Annotated in this window: 23 protein-coding genes; 22 read left to right on the top strand and 1 reads right to left on the bottom strand. The window is 67.1% G+C overall.

What is annotated here, in order from left to right:
• Positions 1 to 38 precede the first annotated feature (38 nt).
• The 20 genes from rplN to truA all read left to right on the top strand — a co-directional run bounded on the left by rplN (position 39) and on the right by truA (position 11,844).
• Positions 39 to 407 carry a 50S ribosomal protein L14 gene (gene rplN, locus GLX30_RS15115; RefSeq protein ID WP_003956455.1) on the top strand — a complete coding sequence of 123 codons (369 nt, stop codon included), beginning with the start codon at positions 39 to 41 and terminating at the stop codon, positions 405 to 407.
• Between the two features lie 2 nt (positions 408 to 409).
• Positions 410 to 733 carry a 50S ribosomal protein L24 gene (gene rplX / locus GLX30_RS15110; protein WP_159688581.1) on the top strand — a complete coding sequence of 108 codons (324 nt, stop codon included), beginning with the start codon at positions 410 to 412 and terminating at the stop codon, positions 731 to 733.
• Positions 733 to 1,290, top strand: a complete 558-nt coding sequence (rplE, locus tag GLX30_RS15105) for a 50S ribosomal protein L5 (protein WP_018847497.1) — start codon at positions 733 to 735, stop codon at positions 1,288 to 1,290. Before rplX ends, rplE begins: the two co-directional genes overlap by 1 nt.
• A 5-nt stretch (positions 1,291 to 1,295) precedes the next feature.
• A complete protein-coding gene (locus GLX30_RS15100; protein ID WP_003956452.1) occupies positions 1,296 to 1,481 on the top strand; it encodes a type Z 30S ribosomal protein S14 in 186 nt (61 codons plus the stop codon).
• 209 nt (positions 1,482 to 1,690) lie between these two features.
• Positions 1,691 to 2,089 (top strand): 30S ribosomal protein S8, encoded by a 399-nt coding sequence (gene rpsH, locus GLX30_RS15090; protein ID WP_005313538.1) that lies wholly within the window; start codon positions 1,691 to 1,693, stop codon positions 2,087 to 2,089.
• Positions 2,090 to 2,110: 21 nt separating this feature from the next.
• The gene (rplF, locus tag GLX30_RS15085) at positions 2,111 to 2,650 is read left to right on the top strand and encodes a 50S ribosomal protein L6 (RefSeq protein ID WP_005313535.1); all 540 of its coding nucleotides are present in this window, start codon (positions 2,111 to 2,113) and stop codon (positions 2,648 to 2,650) included.
• A 3-nt stretch (positions 2,651 to 2,653) separates the two neighbouring features.
• Positions 2,654 to 3,037 (top strand): 50S ribosomal protein L18, encoded by a 384-nt coding sequence (gene rplR, locus GLX30_RS15080; RefSeq protein ID WP_005313533.1) that lies wholly within the window; start codon positions 2,654 to 2,656, stop codon positions 3,035 to 3,037.
• A 46-nt stretch (positions 3,038 to 3,083) separates the two neighbouring features.
• Positions 3,084 to 3,689, top strand: a complete 606-nt coding sequence (gene rpsE / locus GLX30_RS15075) for a 30S ribosomal protein S5 (protein ID WP_005313527.1) — start codon at positions 3,084 to 3,086, stop codon at positions 3,687 to 3,689.
• The gene (rpmD, locus tag GLX30_RS15070) at positions 3,689 to 3,871 is read left to right on the top strand and encodes a 50S ribosomal protein L30 (protein ID WP_005313525.1); all 183 of its coding nucleotides are present in this window, start codon (positions 3,689 to 3,691) and stop codon (positions 3,869 to 3,871) included. Before rpsE ends, rpmD begins: the two co-directional genes overlap by 1 nt.
• A 1-nt stretch (position 3,872) precedes the next feature.
• Positions 3,873 to 4,328, top strand: coding sequence for a 50S ribosomal protein L15 (gene rplO / locus GLX30_RS15065; RefSeq protein ID WP_005313522.1), 456 nt, complete (start codon positions 3,873 to 3,875; stop codon positions 4,326 to 4,328).
• Positions 4,329 to 4,550: 222 nt separating this feature from the next.
• Positions 4,551 to 5,870: a preprotein translocase subunit SecY gene (gene secY / locus GLX30_RS15060; RefSeq protein WP_159688571.1), complete on the top strand. Its 1,320-nt coding sequence runs from the start codon at positions 4,551 to 4,553 to the stop codon at positions 5,868 to 5,870.
• Positions 5,870 to 6,535 carry an adenylate kinase gene (locus GLX30_RS15055; RefSeq protein WP_159688567.1) on the top strand — a complete coding sequence of 222 codons (666 nt, stop codon included), beginning with the start codon at positions 5,870 to 5,872 and terminating at the stop codon, positions 6,533 to 6,535. The genes secY and GLX30_RS15055 overlap by 1 nt, the downstream gene beginning before the upstream one ends.
• A 108-nt stretch (positions 6,536 to 6,643) precedes the next feature.
• Positions 6,644 to 7,486, top strand: coding sequence for a type I methionyl aminopeptidase (map, locus tag GLX30_RS15050; protein ID WP_159688562.1), 843 nt, complete (start codon positions 6,644 to 6,646; stop codon positions 7,484 to 7,486).
• Positions 7,487 to 7,692: 206 nt separating this feature from the next.
• Positions 7,693 to 7,914, top strand: coding sequence for a translation initiation factor IF-1 (infA, locus tag GLX30_RS15045; protein WP_003956442.1), 222 nt, complete (start codon positions 7,693 to 7,695; stop codon positions 7,912 to 7,914).
• A 57-nt stretch (positions 7,915 to 7,971) separates the two neighbouring features.
• Positions 7,972 to 8,085, top strand: a complete 114-nt coding sequence (gene rpmJ / locus GLX30_RS15040) for a 50S ribosomal protein L36 (protein WP_003956441.1) — start codon at positions 7,972 to 7,974, stop codon at positions 8,083 to 8,085.
• A gap of 193 nt (positions 8,086 to 8,278) precedes the next feature.
• A complete protein-coding gene (rpsM, locus tag GLX30_RS15035; RefSeq protein WP_159688557.1) occupies positions 8,279 to 8,659 on the top strand; it encodes a 30S ribosomal protein S13 in 381 nt (126 codons plus the stop codon).
• Between the two features lie 64 nt (positions 8,660 to 8,723).
• On the top strand, positions 8,724 to 9,179 hold the full coding sequence (gene rpsK / locus GLX30_RS15030) for a 30S ribosomal protein S11 (RefSeq protein ID WP_244258458.1): 456 nt from the start codon (positions 8,724 to 8,726) through the stop codon (positions 9,177 to 9,179).
• A 92-nt stretch (positions 9,180 to 9,271) separates the two neighbouring features.
• Positions 9,272 to 10,294 (top strand): DNA-directed RNA polymerase subunit alpha, encoded by a 1,023-nt coding sequence (locus GLX30_RS15025; protein WP_003956430.1) that lies wholly within the window; start codon positions 9,272 to 9,274, stop codon positions 10,292 to 10,294.
• A 107-nt stretch (positions 10,295 to 10,401) separates the two neighbouring features.
• On the top strand, positions 10,402 to 10,902 hold the full coding sequence (gene rplQ, locus GLX30_RS15020) for a 50S ribosomal protein L17 (protein ID WP_159688553.1): 501 nt from the start codon (positions 10,402 to 10,404) through the stop codon (positions 10,900 to 10,902).
• A gap of 81 nt (positions 10,903 to 10,983) precedes the next feature.
• Positions 10,984 to 11,844, top strand: a complete 861-nt coding sequence (gene truA / locus GLX30_RS15015; protein ID WP_159688548.1) for a tRNA pseudouridine(38-40) synthase TruA — start codon at positions 10,984 to 10,986, stop codon at positions 11,842 to 11,844.
• A 349-nt stretch (positions 11,845 to 12,193) separates the two neighbouring features.
• On the opposite strand, the gene GLX30_RS15010 is transcribed toward truA, so the two are convergent.
• Positions 12,194 to 13,174 carry a hypothetical protein gene (locus GLX30_RS15010; RefSeq protein WP_159688545.1) on the bottom strand — a complete coding sequence of 327 codons (981 nt, stop codon included), beginning with the start codon at positions 13,172 to 13,174 and terminating at the stop codon, positions 12,194 to 12,196.
• A gap of 56 nt (positions 13,175 to 13,230) precedes the next feature.
• On the opposite strand from GLX30_RS15010, the gene GLX30_RS15005 reads away from it, so the two are divergent.
• Both GLX30_RS15005 and rplM read left to right on the top strand, forming a co-directional pair.
• Positions 13,231 to 14,853 (top strand): ATP-binding cassette domain-containing protein, encoded by a 1,623-nt coding sequence (locus GLX30_RS15005; protein ID WP_159688541.1) that lies wholly within the window; start codon positions 13,231 to 13,233, stop codon positions 14,851 to 14,853.
• 262 nt (positions 14,854 to 15,115) lie between these two features.
• Positions 15,116 to 15,559, top strand: coding sequence for a 50S ribosomal protein L13 (gene rplM, locus GLX30_RS15000; RefSeq protein ID WP_005313471.1), 444 nt, complete (start codon positions 15,116 to 15,118; stop codon positions 15,557 to 15,559).
• Positions 15,560 to 15,561: the final 2 nt, after the last annotated feature.

Here is a 15,561-nt window from a genome sequence, read left to right as displayed (position 1 = left end):
GCCCCCGCCGGGAACCGGCAGACAATCAGGAGATAGACGTGATCCAGCAGGAGTCGCGACTGCGCGTCGCCGACAACACTGGTGCCAAGGAGATCCTTTGCATCCGTGTTCTCGGTGGCTCCGGTCGCCGCTACGCGGGCATCGGTGACGTCATCGTCGCCACCGTCAAGGACGCGATCCCCGGTGGCAACGTGAAGAAGGGTGACGTCGTCAAGGCGGTCATCGTTCGCACCGTTAAGGAGCGTCGTCGTCAGGACGGCTCGTACATCCGCTTCGACGAGAACGCCGCCGTCATTCTGAAGAACGACGGCGACCCTCGCGGCACCCGTATCTTCGGCCCGGTGGGCCGTGAGCTGCGCGAGAAGAAGTTCATGAAGATCATCTCGCTCGCGCCGGAGGTGCTGTAAGCATGAAGATCAAGAAGGGCGACCTGGTTCAGGTCATCACCGGTAAGGACAAGGGCAAGCAGGGCAAGGTCATTCAGGCCTTCCCCCGCGAGGACCGCGTCCTGGTCGAGGGTGTCAACCGGGTCAAGAAGCACACCAAGGCCGGCCAGACCGCTCGTGGTTCGCAGACCGGTGGCATCGTCACGACCGAGGCCCCCATTCACGTGAGCAATGTTCAGCTCGTCGTGGAGAAGGACGGCAAGAAGGTCGTGACCCGCGTCGGTTTCCGCTTCGACGACGAGGGCAACAAGATCCGCGTTGCCAAGCGGACGGGTGAGGACATCTGATGGCTACCACCACCACTCCGCGTCTGAAGACGAAGTACCGCGAGGAGATCGCGGGCAAGCTGCGTGAGGAGTTCTCCTACGAGAACGTCATGCAGGTCCCGGGCCTCGTCAAGATCGTGGTCAACATGGGTGTGGGCGACGCCGCCCGCGACTCCAAGCTGATCGACGGCGCGATTCGCGACCTCACCACGATCACCGGCCAGAAGCCGGCCGTCACCAAGGCCCGTAAGTCCATCGCGCAGTTCAAGCTGCGTGAGGGTCAGCCGATCGGTGCCCACGTCACGCTTCGTGGCGACCGCATGTGGGAGTTCCTGGACCGCACCCTGTCGCTCGCGCTTCCGCGTATCCGCGACTTCCGTGGTCTGTCCCCCAAGCAGTTCGACGGCCGTGGCAACTACACCTTCGGTCTCACGGAGCAGGTCATGTTCCACGAGATCGACCAGGACAAGATCGACCGCGTCCGGGGTATGGACATCACCGTGGTCACCACGGCGACCAACGACGACGAGGGCCGAGCCCTTCTGCGTCACCTCGGCTTCCCGTTCAAGGAGGCGTAAGCGAGATGGCGAAGAAGGCTCTTATTGCCAAGGCTGCTCGTAAGCCCAAGTTCGGTGTGCGTGCGTACACCCGCTGCCAGCGCTGCGGCCGCCCGCACTCCGTGTACCGCAAGTTCGGCCTGTGCCGCGTGTGCCTTCGTGAGATGGCTCACCGTGGCGAGCTGCCGGGCGTGACCAAGAGCTCCTGGTAGTCCCCTTAATCGGGACAACCGGAGTCTCTCGGTAAGCAGAGGGTTGGCAGGGGCCCTTCTCTCCATGGCTTAGGCTAGGAGGGTTGGGCGTCTGCCGCCCGTACGACTTACTACGCCGTAGGTCCCCGCGCCGCACCCGTCCCGCCCCAGTGTGGGGAGAGGGATGGCGCATACAGGAAACCCCGGCGAGAGAGGCCGAAGGCCAATTCATGACCATGACTGATCCGATCGCAGACATGCTGACGCGTCTGCGTAACGCGAACTCGGCGTACCACGACTCCGTGGTGATGCCGCACAGCAAGATCAAGTCGCACATCGCCGAGATCCTCCAGCAGGAGGGTTTCATCACCGGCTGGAAGGTCGAGGACGCCGAGGTCGGCAAGAACCTCGTCCTCGAGCTGAAGTTCGGCCCGAACCGTGAGCGTTCGATCGCCGGCATCAAGCGCATCTCCAAGCCGGGTCTGCGTGTTTACGCGAAGTCCACCAACCTGCCGAAGGTTCTCGGCGGCCTGGGCGTGGCGATCATCTCCACGTCCCACGGTCTCCTGACCGGCCAGCAGGCGCAGAAGAAGGGCGTGGGTGGGGAAGTCCTCGCCTACGTCTGGTAGTCGGGAACGGAGGAAAAGCTAATGTCGCGAATCGGCAAGCTCCCCATCCAGGTTCCCGCCGGTGTGGACGTCACCATCGATGGCCGCACGGTCGCGGTGAAGGGTCCGAAGGGCTCCCTCACGCACACCGTCGCTGCGCCGATCGAGATTGTTAAGGGCGAGGAGGGCGTGCTCAACGTCACCCGTCCCAACGACGAGCGTCAGAACAAGGCCCTGCACGGCCTGTCCCGCACGCTGGTGGCGAACATGATCACCGGTGTGACCCAGGGATACACCAAGGCGCTCGAGATCAGCGGTGTCGGTTACCGCGTCGCCGCGAAGGGCTCCAACCTGGAGTTCCAGCTCGGCTACAGCCACCCGATCCTGGTGGAGGCGCCGGAAGGCATCTCCTTCAAGGTCGAGTCGCCGACCAAGTTCTCGGTCGAGGGCATCGACAAGCAGAAGGTCGGCGAGGTCGCCGCGAACATCCGCAAGCTGCGCAAGCCCGACCCGTACAAGGCCAAGGGCGTGAAGTATGCGGGCGAGGTCATCCGCCGCAAGGTCGGAAAGGCGGGTAAGTAAGCCATGGCATACGGTGTGAAGATTGCCAAGGGTGACGCGTACAAGCGCGCCGCCATCAAGCGCCGCCACATCCGCGTCCGCAAGAACGTCTCCGGTACGCCGGAGCGTCCGCGCCTGGTCGTGACGCGTTCCAACCGCCACATCGTGGCCCAGGTCATCGACGACATCGCGGGCCACACGCTCGCTTCGGCGTCGACCCTGGACACCTCGATCCGTGGTGGCGAGGGCGACAAGAGCGCCCAGGCCAAGCAGGTCGGTTCCCTGGTCGCCGAGCGCGCCAAGGCCGCCGGCGTCGAGGCCGTCGTGTTCGACCGTGGTGGCAACAGGTACGCCGGGCGCATTGCCGCTCTGGCTGACGCCGCCCGCGAAGCCGGGCTGAAGTTCTGAGCCCCGGTTCCGGGACTAACGGACGTAACAGAGAGAGGTAAATCCAATGGCTGGACCCCAGCGCCGCGGAAGCGGTGCCGGTGGCGGCGAGCGGCGGGACCGGAAGGGTCGCGACGGTGGCGCAGCTGCCGCCGAGAAGACCGCGTACGTTGAGCGCGTTGTCGCGATCAACCGCGTCGCCAAGGTTGTCAAGGGTGGTCGTCGCTTCAGCTTCACCGCGCTCGTCGTGGTGGGTGACGGTGACGGCACCGTAGGCGTCGGTTACGGCAAGGCCAAGGAGGTGCCGGCCGCCATCGCCAAGGGTGTTGAGGAGGCCAAGAAGCACTTCTTCAAGGTCCCCCGTATCCAGGGCACCATCCCTCACCCGATCCAGGGTGAGAAGGCTGCCGGCGTCGTCCTGCTCAAGCCGGCTTCCCCCGGTACCGGTGTTATCGCCGGTGGCCCGGTGCGCGCCGTGCTCGAGTGCGCGGGCGTGCACGACATCCTGTCGAAGTCGCTCGGCTCGGACAACGCGATCAACATCGTGCACGCGACCGTGGCGGCCCTCAAGGGCCTGCAGCGTCCCGAGGAGATCGCGGCTCGCCGTGGTCTGCCCCTCGAGGACGTCGCCCCCGCGGCTCTGCTCCGTGCGCGTGCGGGAGCGGGTGCGTAATGGCCCGCCTCAAGATCACGCAGACGAAGTCGTACATCGGCAGCAAGCAGAACCACCGTGACACCCTGCGTTCGCTCGGGCTCAAGCGCCTGAACGACGTGGTCGTCAAGGAGGACCGCCCCGAGTTCCGCGGAATGGTTCACACCGTCCGCCACCTCGTGACGGTCGAGGAGGTCGACTGACATGGCGGAGCAGAACCCGCTGAAGGTCCACAACCTCCGTCCCGCCCCGGGCGCCAAGACCGCCAAGACCCGTGTGGGTCGTGGTGAGGCGTCGAAGGGTAAGACGGCCGGTCGTGGTACCAAGGGCACCAAGGCCCGTTACCAGGTTCCGGAGCGCTTCGAGGGTGGGCAGATGCCCCTCCACATGCGTCTTCCGAAGCTCAAGGGCTTCAAGAACCCGTTCCGTACCGAGTACCAGGTCGTGAACCTGGACAAGCTCGCCGCCCTCTACCCCGAGGGTGGCGAGGTCACCGTTGCCGACCTGGTCGACAAGGGTGCCGTGCGCAAGAACAGCCTCGTCAAGGTCCTGGGCCAGGGCGAGATCTCCGTGGCGCTGCAGGTGACGGTCGACGCCGTCTCCGGTTCCGCCAAGGAGAAGATTGCCGCCGCCGGCGGCACCGTCACCGAGCTCGTCTGAGACGACTCGATGGCTTGAACATCCGACCGGGGATGCCTCTCATAAGGGGCATCCCCGGTTGGTCGTTCCTTGGGGGGCACGGTCGCCGGTAAGGTGTCGTGCGTTGTTAACTTCAGCCCGGTGTGCCTACTGGCGCCCCGTGCGGATTTTGCCTGATACGTATTCGTCGATCCTCAAGACCGTCACCTCTGACGCAGTAGCGCGGGGGTCGCAGGAGGCACCGTGCTCACCGCGTTCGCCCGGGCGTTCAAGACGCCCGACCTGCGCAAGAAGCTGCTCTTCACACTGGCCATCATCGTTCTGTACCGACTCGGGTCACACATCCCGGTACCCGGTGTCAGTTATCAGAATGTCCAGATCTGTGTCGACGCGGCCACGAAGGGCAACAACAGCCTGTTCGGGCTGGTGAACATGTTCAGCGGCGGAGCGCTGCTGCAGATCACCATCTTCGCGCTCGGCATCATGCCGTACATCACGGCGAGCATCATCCTGCAGCTGCTGACCGTGGTCATCCCGCGGCTGGAGGCCCTCAAGAAGGAGGGTCAGTCCGGCACGGCGAAGATCACGCAGTACACGCGTTACCTGACGGTGGCGCTCGCGGTGCTGCAGGGCACCGGCCTCGTCGCCACCGCCCGGAGCGGCGCGCTCTTCGCCAGCTGTCCGGTCGGGAACGAGATCGTTCCGGACCGCTCGATCTTCACCACCATCGTGATGGTCGTCACCATGACCGCCGGTACCGCGGCCGTCATGTGGCTCGGCGAGCTCATCACCGACCGCGGCATCGGCAACGGCATGTCGATCCTGATGTTCATCTCGATCGCCGCCGGCTTCCCGGGCGCCCTCTGGGCGATCAAGGAGAGCGGCAAGCTCGCCCAGGGCTGGATCGAGTTCGGCACGGTCATCCTGATCGGCTTCGTGATGGTGGGGCTGGTCGTCTTCGTCGAGCAGGCCCAGCGGCGCATCCCGGTGCAGTACGCGAAGCGGATGATCGGTCGCAGGTCGTACGGCGGTACGTCCACATACATCCCGCTCAAGGTGAACCAGGCGGGTGTGATTCCCGTCATCTTCGCCTCGTCGCTGCTCTACATCCCGGCGCTCGTCGCGCAGTTCTCGAACTCGCAGTCGGGCTGGAAAACCTGGATCGAAGCCCACTTCGTCAAGGGCGATCACCCCTACTACATCATCACGTACTTCCTTCTGATCGTGTTCTTCGCCTTCTTCTATGTGGCGATCTCGTTCAACCCCGAGGAAGTCGCGGACAACATGAAGAAGTATGGTGGCTTCATCCCGGGTATCCGGGCTGGTCGACCTACTGCCGAGTATCTGAGCTACGTGCTCAACAGGATCACTTGGCCGGGCTCGCTGTACCTGGGTCTGATTGCTCTTGTCCCGACGATGGCGTTGGCAGGCTTCGGAGGCGCGAACCAGAACTTCCCGTTCGGCGGGACGAGCATCCTCATCATCGTGGGTGTGGGTCTGGAGACCGTGAAGCAGATCGAGAGCCAGCTCCAGCAGCGCAATTACGAAGGGTTCCTCCGCTGATGCGAATCGTCCTCGTCGGACCGCCCGGTGCCGGGAAAGGGACGCAGGCTGCGTTCCTCGCCAAGAACCTGTCGATCCCGCACATCTCCACGGGCGACCTGTTCCGCGCCAACATCTCCCAGGGCACCGAGCTGGGGAAGCAGGCCAAGGCGTACATGGACGCCGGCAACCTGGTCCCCGACGAGGTGACCATCGGGATGGCCAAGGACCGCATGTCCCAGCAGGACGCCGTGGGCGGCTTCCTGCTCGACGGCTTCCCGCGCAACGTGGGCCAGGCCGAGGCGCTCGACGAGATGCTCAAGGGCGAGGGCGTCCAGCTGGACGCCGTGCTCGACCTGGAGGTCCCCGAGGACGAGGTCGTCAAGCGGATCGCCGGACGTCGTGTGTGCCGCAACAACAGCGCGCACGTCTTCCACGTGACGTACTCCCCGGCCAAGGCCGAGGGCGTCTGCGACGAGTGCGGCGGCGAGCTGTACCAGCGCGACGACGACTCGGAGGAGACGGTCCGCAAGCGGCTCGAGGTCTACCACACGCAGACCGAGCCGATCATCGACTACTACAGGTCGCAGGGCCTGGTGGTCACCATCTCCGCGCTCGGCAAGGTCACCGATGTGACCGCCCGGGCGATGGAGGCCCTCCAGGTGGACAAGGCCCCCCAGGCCTGAGCACCTGCTCAGCAGTTTCCCGAGAGTTACGGCCGCGGTGTCCTTCGGACGCCGCGGCCGTATCGTTGATAAGCCCGGAACCACTTGTCCAGAAAGGCGCCCGCCGCAATGGTGCAGATCAAGACCCCCGAGCAGATCGCGAAGATGCGCGAGGCGGGACTGGTCGTCGCCGCCATCCACGACGCGACCCGCAAGGCCGCGGTGCCCGGCGCCACGACCAAGGACCTCGACGAGGTCGCCCGCAAGGTGATCGCCGACCGCGGCGCGAAGTCGAACTTCCTCGGCTACGGAGGCTTCCCCGCGACGATCTGCACCTCGGTCAACGAGGTCGTCGTCCACGGCATCCCGGACGACAAGACCGTCCTCAAGGACGGCGACATCATCTCCATCGACTGTGGCGCCATCGTCGACGGCTGGCACGGGGACGCCGCCTACACGGCCTTCGTGGGCAACGGCCACGCTCCGGAGCTCCTCGAGCTGTCCCGGGTGACCGAGGAGTCGATGTGGGCCGGCATCGCCGCGATGAAGAACGGCAACCGGCTCGTCGACGTGTCCCGCGCCATCGAGACCTACATCCGCCGCCAGCCTCGCCCGGCGACCGGCAAGTACGGGATCATCGAGGACTACGGCGGCCACGGCATCGGCACCGAGATGCACATGGACCCGCACCTGCTGAACTACGTCTCACGCAAGCGCGGCAAGGGCCCCAAGCTGGTCCCCGGCTTCTGCCTGGCCATCGAGCCGATGGTGTCGCTCGGCACGCCGCACACGGAGGTCCTCTCCGACGACTGGACGGTCATCACCACCGACGGCACCTGGTCCTCCCACTGGGAGCACTCGGTCGCGCTGACGGAGGAGGGTCCGCTGGTCCTGACCGCCCACGACGGCGGCAAGGCGAAACTGGCGGAGCTGGGCATCACGGCGGCACCGGACCCTTCCCCTCGGCCCTGAGGGCCTGGGGAGACCCCTTGCGCGACGCGCGGCCGCGGCGCGTCTTCGGGCGCCCGCGCCGCTTAACGATCTCTCGCGTTGGGCACACTTGCCGGATTCGTCTTTTCGAATGGCCTGACGTAGACTGATGCGTCGGCTCTCGTGTACCCGTGTGTCCTCACGCGGTGACGGGAGTCGATCAAGGTAGCCGATTCGAAAGGCGAAGCGTGGCCAAGAAGCAAGGTGCCATCGAAATCGAGGGCACCGTGATCGAGTCCCTCCCGAACGCCATGTTCAAGGTGGAGCTCCAGAACGGTCACAAGGTCCTCGCGCACATCTCCGGCAAGATGCGGATGCACTACATCCGTATCCTCCCGGACGACCGGGTCGTCGTGGAGCTCTCCCCGTACGACCTGACGCGTGGCCGGATCGTCTACCGGTACAAGTAGATCTTGTCGCACCCCCCTCGCGGGGTGTCGGCACTGACCCGGAGAACCTCACATCCCATGAAGGTCAAGCCGAGCGTCAAGAAGATCTGCGACAAGTGCAAGGTGATCCGCCGTCACGGCCGGGTCATGGTCATCTGCGACAACCTGCGCCACAAGCAGCGCCAGGGCTGACGCACGACCACCTGCACTCGCAGTTCATCGCGCGACGCACGTAAATTCGTACATACGCAGAGCCCGCCTGACTACGGTCGGCGACACCTCCGGTGGAGGCCGGGGACCTGGTCCGTACCTCCCTCTCTTGTTCAAGGGGCGGCGGCCACGGAACGGCTCTGTGGAAGACCTCCGACTACATCAGGAGCCATGAATGGCACGCCTTGAAGGCGTTGACCTCCCGCGCGACAAGCGTATTGAGGTCGCCCTCACCTACGTTTTCGGCATCGGGCGCACCCGGTCGCAGGAGACCCTCGCCGCCACCGGTGTCGACCCGAACGTCCGCGTTCGTGACCTGGCCGAAGAGGACCTGGTCAAGATTCGCGAGTACGTGGATGTCAACTTCCAGACGGAAGGTGACCTCCGCCGCGACATCCAGGCCAACATCCGCCGCAAGGTCGAGATCGGCTGCTACCAGGGTCTGCGTCACCGCCGCGGCCTGCCGGTCCACGGTCAGCGCACCAGCACGAACGCTCGTACCCGCAAGGGCCCGCGTCGCGCGATCGCCGGTAAGAAGAAGCCGGGCAAGAAGTAGTCCTCAGCGGACACGCTTTACCAGCGGTCTTCGCTGTAGGACCGACCACCTCCCCGTAGGAGTTATAGATGCCCCCAAGGGTCGTCAGGGCGCTGCCAAGAAGGTGCGCCGCAAGGAAAAGAAGAACGTCGCTCACGGCCACGCGCACATCAAGAGCACGTTCAACAACACGATCGTGTCCATCACGGACCCGAGCGGCAACGTGATCTCCTGGGCCTCCGCCGGCCACGTCGGCTTCAAGGGCTCGCGCAAGTCCACCCCCTTCGCCGCGCAGATGGCCGCCGAGTCGGCCGCCCGCCGCGCGCAGGAGCACGGCATGCGCAAGGTCGACGTCTTCGTCAAGGGTCCCGGCTCCGGCCGTGAGACCGCGATCCGCTCCCTCCAGGCCACCGGCCTCGAGGTCGGCTCGATCCAGGACGTCACCCCCACGCCGCACAACGGCTGCCGTCCCCCAAGCGGAGGCGCGTCTGATCCCAGGTGCGTGACGCATCTGGGTCGACGTAGGGCTTTCGGGCGGTAGGTCCCCTGTGGGGCGTACCGCCCGTACCCTTGCAGTACGCAGTACCTGTCGGGTGTCAAATAGCGGGCATCCATGACTGAAGGAAACACACCATGCTTATCGCTCAGCGTCCCTCGCTGACCGAAGAGGTCGTCGACGAGTACCGCTCGCGGTTCGTGATCGAGCCCCTCGAGCCGGGCTTCGGTTACACCCTCGGCAACTCGCTCCGCCGTACGCTCCTCTCCTCGATCCCGGGTGCGGCCGTCACGTCCATCCGCATCGACGGTGTCCTGCACGAGTTCACCACCGTGCCGGGTGTCAAGGAGGACGTCACCGACCTCATCCTGAACATCAAGCAGCTGGTCGTCTCCTCGGAGCACGACGAGCCGGTCGTGATGTACCTGCGCAAGCAGGGTCCCGGCCTGGTCACCGCTGCTGACATCGCCCCGCCGGCCGGTGTCGAGGTGCACAACCCCGACCTGGTGCTCGCCACGCTGAACGGCAAGGGCAAGCTGGAGATGGAGCTGACCGTCGAGCGCGGTCGCGGCTACGTCTCCGCCGTGCAGAACAAGCAGGTGGGCCAGGAGATCGGCCGTATCCCGGTCGACTCCATCTACTCGCCGGTCCTCAAGGTCACCTACAAGGTCGAGGCGACCCGAGTCGAGCAGCGCACCGACTTCGACAAGCTGATCGTCGACGTCGAGACCAAGCAGGCCATGCGCCCGCGTGACGCCATGGCGTCCGCCGGTAAGACCCTGGTCGAGCTGTTCGGTCTGGCCCGTGAGCTGAACATCGACGCCGAGGGCATCGACATGGGCCCGTCCCCCACGGACGCCGCCCTTGCCGCCGACCTGGCGCTGCCGATCGAGGAGCTCGAGCTCACCGTTCGTTCGTACAACTGCCTCAAGCGTGAGGGCATCCACTCCGTGGGTGAGCTCGTGGCGCGCTCCGAGGCCGACCTGCTCGACATCCGCAACTTCGGTGCGAAGTCGATCGACGAGGTCAAGGCGAAGCTGGCCGGCATGGGCCTGGCCCTCAAGGACAGCCCGCCCGGATTCGACCCGACCGCCGCCGCCGACGCCTTCGGCGCCGACGACGACGCGGACGCGGGCTTCGTCGAGACCGAGCAGTACTGAGAAGGCTTGCGGGGAGCCCCGGCTCCCCGCACACCCTCCGGCGACCGCCGGGAGGGAACTGACACCGGTACCTGATACGGCCGGTGCAGATCACAAGGAGAAACCCCATGCCGCGTCCCACCAAGGGAGCCCGTTTCGGTGGCAGCGCCGCTCACGAGAAGCTTCTTCTCGCGAACCTGGCGAAGTCGCTGTTCGAGCACGGCCGCATCACCACGACCGAGGCCAAGGCCCGCCGCCTGCGTCCGGTCGCCGAGCGCCTGATCACCAAGGCGAAGAAGGGCGACATCCACAACCGTCGTCTGGTGCTGCAGACGATCACGGACAAGGGCATCGTGCACACGCTCTTCACCGAGATCGCTCCGCGTTACGCCGAGCGTCCGGGTGGCTACACCCGTATCACCAAGATCGGCAACCGCCGTGGCGACAACGCCCCGATGGCCGTGATCGAGCTCGTCGAGGGCGAGATCGCGAAGAAGGCGACCGTGGCCGAGGCCGAGGCCGCCACGAAGCGCGCGGTCAAGGAAGACGCCCTGAAGAAGGACGAGGCCGCCGAGTCCAAGGCCGACGAGGCCGCTGAGGCTCCGGCCGAGGAGTCGAAGGACGCCTGAGCCCGATTGCAGGTTCGTCGAGCGGGCCCGTTCCCCACTGGGGGCGGGCCCGTTCCGCGTGAAGTTGAGAGGATGGATCGCGTGAGCGACGAGGTGGAGCCCGGCTACGTACGGGTGCGGATGGATCTTTCGTACGACGGCAAGGACTTCTCCGGCTGGGCGAAGCAGGCCGGCGGCCGGCGAACTGTGCAGGGCGAGATCGAGGACGCCCTGCGCACGGTCACGCGCTCGCGGACGACGTACGAGCTCACCGTCGCCGGACGCACCGACGCCGGGGTGCACGCGCGCGGCCAGGTGGCGCACGTGGATCTGCCCTTGGAGCTGTGGGCGGAGCACCGGGAGAAGCTGCTCAAGCGACTGGCCGGCCGGCTCTCGCGCGATGTGCGGATCTGGAGCGTGGCGGAAGCGCCCGAGGGGTTCAACGCGCGCTTCTCGGCGATATGGCGGCGGTACGCGTACCGGGTGACGGACAACCCCGGTGGGGTCGACCCGCTGCTGCGCGGTCATGTGCTCTGGCACGACTGGCCGTTGGACGTGGCCGCGATGAACGAGGCCTCGGCCGGACTGGTCGGGGAGCACGACTTCGCGGCGTACTGCAAGAAGCGCGACGGTGCGACGACCATCCGCACGCTCCAGCAACTGTCGTGGGAACGCGACCCGTCCGGCGTCATCACCGCGACCGTGAAGGCCGACGCCTTCTGTCACAACATGGTGCGCTCGCTGGTCGGCGCGCTGCTGTTCGTCGGCGACGGTCACCGGCCCGCCGAGTGGCCGGCGAAGGTCCTGGCCGCCGGTGTGCGCGACTCGGCGGTCCACGTCGTACGGCCGCACGGACTCACGCTGGAGGAAGTCGGCTACCCGGCCGACGAGTTGCTCGCCGCGCGGAACAAAGAGGCGCGCAACAGGCGTTCGCTGCCTGCCGCGTCGGCGGGCTGCTGCTGAATCCGGGCTCCCAGGACCACCTTCGCCTCGCCGGCCGGTCCGCGAACGGGGGCCCGGCTCGACCGGTTCGCCCGCGCTGGTGACCGGCGTGGGCGCTGCGGCGGCAGTTCGGCAGGTTGGGCGTCCTCTTCGTCGTGGCAAGGCGGCGCAGGGCGGCCTGACGGCCGTTGTGGGGCCAAGGAGTTGAAGGAGGGCGGGCGCCGGTGGTGCCCGCCCCTTCGGTCTAGCGGTCGGACGGTGCGGCAGCCCGCGGCCCAGAACCACGAAACGCCGCCGAGTGCCGCGGTGAGCGCGGCTGTCCCGCCGCCGCGCGGCAACGTGGGACCGGTGGCGCCGTCCTTGGCCCGGGCTACCCCGCCGGGGCCGAGGCCGCCGCGGAGGCCTGGGCCTCGCCACGGCGGACGATCTGGCGGAACGTGAACTCGCCCAGGTCGTCGCCGGTCTGGAAGGCCTTGGTGTCCTGCTTGGTGACGGACTTGGCCTTGGTGTAGCCGGTGGTCGTGAAGTAGGCGTAGCGGCCGTAGGCGTTGAAGGTGGAGCGGCACACCGGGCCGCCCTTGCAGAACGCGGGCACGCCCGCGCCCGGCAGCGGCACGACGCTGCCCGACGCCTGCTGGAGGGCCTTCTTCGCCTTCGCCTCGTTCTCGAAGGTGGCGACGGCGATCGTGACCGCGATGCCGTCCTTGCTGTAGGTGGCGCGGAAGACCTGCTCGCAGCCGTTCTTCTCGAGGGCGGTCGCCAGTGCGCCCTTGACGGCGGAGGCGCAGTTGCCGGTGCGGGCCAGCGCCCCCTTGTCGTACACGCGGTCGCCCATCGTCAGCTTCTTGCCGGGGAACAGCGTCTCGGCGCTCAGCGGCAGGGTGTCCTTCTTGCGCTCGGAGACGAAGTCCTTCGGGTTCGGCGGCGGCAGCGGCGCCACGGAGGAGAAGGACGGCTCCGGCGCGGTGGTGTTCTGCGGCAGGTCCGGCGGCGCGGGGAGCCGGCTGCTGTTCTTGTCCGAGGCGGTGTCGTCGCCGTCCTTGTTGGACGAGACGATCGCGGTGGCGACGGCGCCGGCTATGAGCGCGGTCGCCAGTGCGCCACCGCCGACCATGAGCCAGCGCCTGCGGCGGGCACGGGCGGCCGAGGCGTCGGCGAGCGCGGCCCAGTCGGGCGTGCCGTCACCGCCCGACCGGTCGCCGAACGGATCGAAGGAGTCCTGGCCGTACTGGCTCTGACCGTACCGGCCCGTTCCCTGGCCGTACTGGTTCTGTCCGTACTGGCCCTGGTTGTACGGGTTCTGGTCCTGTCCGCCGGACCCCCACTGTGGTCCCCCCTGCCCGAAGCTCATGCCGCGCATCCTAAACCTGTTGGGCGTGGCCGGTCCCGGCAGTCAGAATCGGCCCCATGGGACATGTAGAGGCCGCGCATCTCGAGTACTACCTGCCGGACGGGCGTCCGCTCCTCGCCGACGCCTCGTTCCGGGTCGGCGAGGGCGCGGTGGCGGCGCTGGTGGGGGCCAACGGCGCAGGCAAGACCACGCTGCTGCGGCTGATCGCGGGGGAGATCCAGCCGCACGGCGGTTCGGTGAGCGTCAGCGGCGGACTCGGCGTGATGCGGCAGTTCGTCGGCTCGGTGCGTGACGAGCGCACCGTCCGCGATCTTCTGGTGTCCGTGGCCCAGCCGCGGATCAGGGAGGCGGCGGCCGCGGTGGACTCCGCGGAGCACGCCATCATGACCGTCGACGACGAGGCCGCGCAGATGCGGTACGCGCAGGCGCTGAGCGACTGGGCGGAGGCGCGTGGGTACGAGGCGGAGACCGTCTGGGACATGTGCACCACGGCGGCGCTCGGGATGCCGTACGAGAAGGCGCAGTGGCGCCAGGTGCGGACGCTCTCCGGGGGTGAGCAGAAGCGGCTCGTGCTGGAGGCGCTGCTGCGCGGCCCCGACGAGGTGCTGCTGCTCGACGAGCCGGACAACTATCTGGACGTGCCCGGCAAGCGCTGGCTCGAGGACCGGCTGAAGGAGACCCGTAAGACCGTTCTGTTCGTCTCCCACGACCGGGAGCTGCTGGCCAGGGCCGCGGAGCGGATCGTGGCGGTGGAGCCGGGTCCGGCCGGGTCGGACGTGTGGATCCACGGCGGTGGCTTCGCCACGTTCCACGAGGCGCGGCGGGAGCGCTTCGCGCGCTTCGAGGAGCTGAAGCGGCGCTGGGACGAGGAGCACGCCCGGTTGAAGGCGCTGGTGCTGCGGCTGCGGCAGCAGGCGGCGAACAGCCCTGACATGGCCTCGCGGTACCGGGCGATGCAGACCCGCTTCAAGAAGTTCGAGGAGGCCGGCCCGCCGCCGGAGCCGCCGAGGGAGCAGGACATCAGGATGCGGCTGCGGGGCGGACGCACCGGCGTGCGCGCGCTGACCTGCAAGGGGCTGGAGCTGTCCGGCCTGATGAAGCCCTTCTCGCTGGAGGTCTTCTACGGGGAGCGGGTGGCGGTCCTCGGTTCCAACGGGTCGGGCAAGTCCCACTTCCTGCGGCTGCTTGCGGGCGACGCCTCGGTGGCCCACACAGGGGAGTGGAAACTGGGGGCACGGGTCGTGCCCGGGCACTTCGCCCAGACCCACGCCCATCCCGAGTTGCTGGGCCGCACGCTCGTCGACATCCTGTGGACGGAGCACGCCAAGGACCGGGGCGGGGCGATGTCGGTCCTGAGGCGCTACGAACTGGAGCGCCAGGGCGACCAGCCCTTCGAGAAGCTCTCCGGCGGACAGCAGGCGCGTTTCCAGATCCTGCTGCTGGAGCTCGCGGGGACCACGGCCCTGCTGCTCGACGAGCCGACGGACAACCTGGACCTGGAGTCGGCGGAGGCGCTCCAGGAGGGGCTCGAGGCCTACGACGGCACGGTGCTGGCCGTGACGCACGACCGGTGGTTCGCGCGCTCCTTCGACCGGTATCTGGTCTTCGGCTCGGACGGGGTCGTCCGCGAGACACCGGAGCCGGTGTGGGACGAGCGGCGCGTGGAACGGGTGCGATAGCCGCCGGGAGGGGCGGTCCGGCTCCCGCGTGCCGGGGGGCCGTGGACGCGTTTTGACCCGCCAGGGGGCAGACAGGTATTCTGCTGGTTCGTTATGCGTATTGGCTTGCTCTATCTCACGTGAGGGGCCCTTACGCCGGTCCACCGGGCCGATGACCAGCGGCAGGCATTCGGGTTGCGTCCCCGCGTGCCGCCAGGGCTGTCGTGATCGTCCGGGTGGCCTTGTCAGGACCACACTCACTGAAGAAGCGAAGGCTACGACCGTGCGTACGTACAGCCCCAAGCCCGGCGATGTCACGCGCCAGTGGCACATCATCGACGCGCAGGACATCGTCCTGGGCCGTCTGGCGACTACGGCAGCGAACCTCCTCCGGGGCAAGCACAAGCCGACCTATGCCCCGCACATGGACATGGGTGACTTCGTCATCATCATCAACGCCGAGAAGGTCCACCTCTCCGGCAACAAGAAGACTCAGAAGATGGCGTACCGCCACTCCGGTTACCCGGGTGGTCTGCGTTCCGTCCGCTACGACGAGCTTCTTGCCAAGAGCCCGGAAAAGGCTGTGGAGAAGGCCATCAAGGGCATGATCCCCAAGAACACCCTGGGCCGTCAGATGCTCTCGAAGCTGAAGATCTACGCGGGTGACCAGCACCCGCACGCTGCTCAGCAGCCGGTCCCGTTCGAGATCACCCAGGTCGCGCAGTAGTT

The organism is Streptomyces sp. Tu 2975 (genome assembly GCF_009832925.1).
Taxonomy (GTDB): domain Bacteria; phylum Actinomycetota; class Actinomycetes; order Streptomycetales; family Streptomycetaceae; genus Streptomyces.
Note: the sequence above shows the minus strand (reverse complement) of the source record. Positions and strands in the feature narration are given on the sequence as shown.

Bases quoted from the DNA above. Each gene is read 5' to 3' on its own strand.
- rplX (WP_159688581.1), top strand. From the start codon at position 410: ATGAAGATCAAGAAGGGCGACCTGGTTCAGGTCATCACCGGTAAGGAC.
- rplR (WP_005313533.1), top strand. From the start codon at position 2,654: ATGGCATACGGTGTGAAGATTGCCAAGGGTGACGCGTACAAGCGCGCC.
- GLX30_RS15055 (WP_159688567.1), top strand. From the start codon at position 5,870: ATGCGAATCGTCCTCGTCGGACCGCCCGGTGCCGGGAAAGGGACGCAG.
- GLX30_RS15005 (WP_159688541.1), top strand. From the start codon at position 13,231: ATGGGACATGTAGAGGCCGCGCATCTCGAGTACTACCTGCCGGACGGG.
- rplQ (WP_159688553.1), top strand. From the start codon at position 10,402: ATGCCGCGTCCCACCAAGGGAGCCCGTTTCGGTGGCAGCGCCGCTCAC.
- rplF (WP_005313535.1), top strand. From the start codon at position 2,111: ATGTCGCGAATCGGCAAGCTCCCCATCCAGGTTCCCGCCGGTGTGGAC.
- rpsM (WP_159688557.1), top strand. From the start codon at position 8,279: ATGGCACGCCTTGAAGGCGTTGACCTCCCGCGCGACAAGCGTATTGAG.
- GLX30_RS15025 (WP_003956430.1), top strand. From the start codon at position 9,272: ATGCTTATCGCTCAGCGTCCCTCGCTGACCGAAGAGGTCGTCGACGAG.
- rplO (WP_005313522.1), top strand. From the start codon at position 3,873: ATGGCGGAGCAGAACCCGCTGAAGGTCCACAACCTCCGTCCCGCCCCG.
- rpmJ (WP_003956441.1), top strand. From the start codon at position 7,972: ATGAAGGTCAAGCCGAGCGTCAAGAAGATCTGCGACAAGTGCAAGGTG.
- rpsE (WP_005313527.1), top strand. From the start codon at position 3,084: ATGGCTGGACCCCAGCGCCGCGGAAGCGGTGCCGGTGGCGGCGAGCGG.
- rplE (WP_018847497.1), top strand. From the start codon at position 733: ATGGCTACCACCACCACTCCGCGTCTGAAGACGAAGTACCGCGAGGAG.
- map (WP_159688562.1), top strand. From the start codon at position 6,644: ATGGTGCAGATCAAGACCCCCGAGCAGATCGCGAAGATGCGCGAGGCG.
- rpmD (WP_005313525.1), top strand. From the start codon at position 3,689: ATGGCCCGCCTCAAGATCACGCAGACGAAGTCGTACATCGGCAGCAAG.
- GLX30_RS15100 (WP_003956452.1), top strand. From the start codon at position 1,296: ATGGCGAAGAAGGCTCTTATTGCCAAGGCTGCTCGTAAGCCCAAGTTC.
- GLX30_RS15010 (WP_159688545.1), bottom strand. From the start codon at position 13,174: ATGAGCTTCGGGCAGGGGGGACCACAGTGGGGGTCCGGCGGACAGGAC.
- rpsH (WP_005313538.1), top strand. From the start codon at position 1,691: ATGACCATGACTGATCCGATCGCAGACATGCTGACGCGTCTGCGTAAC.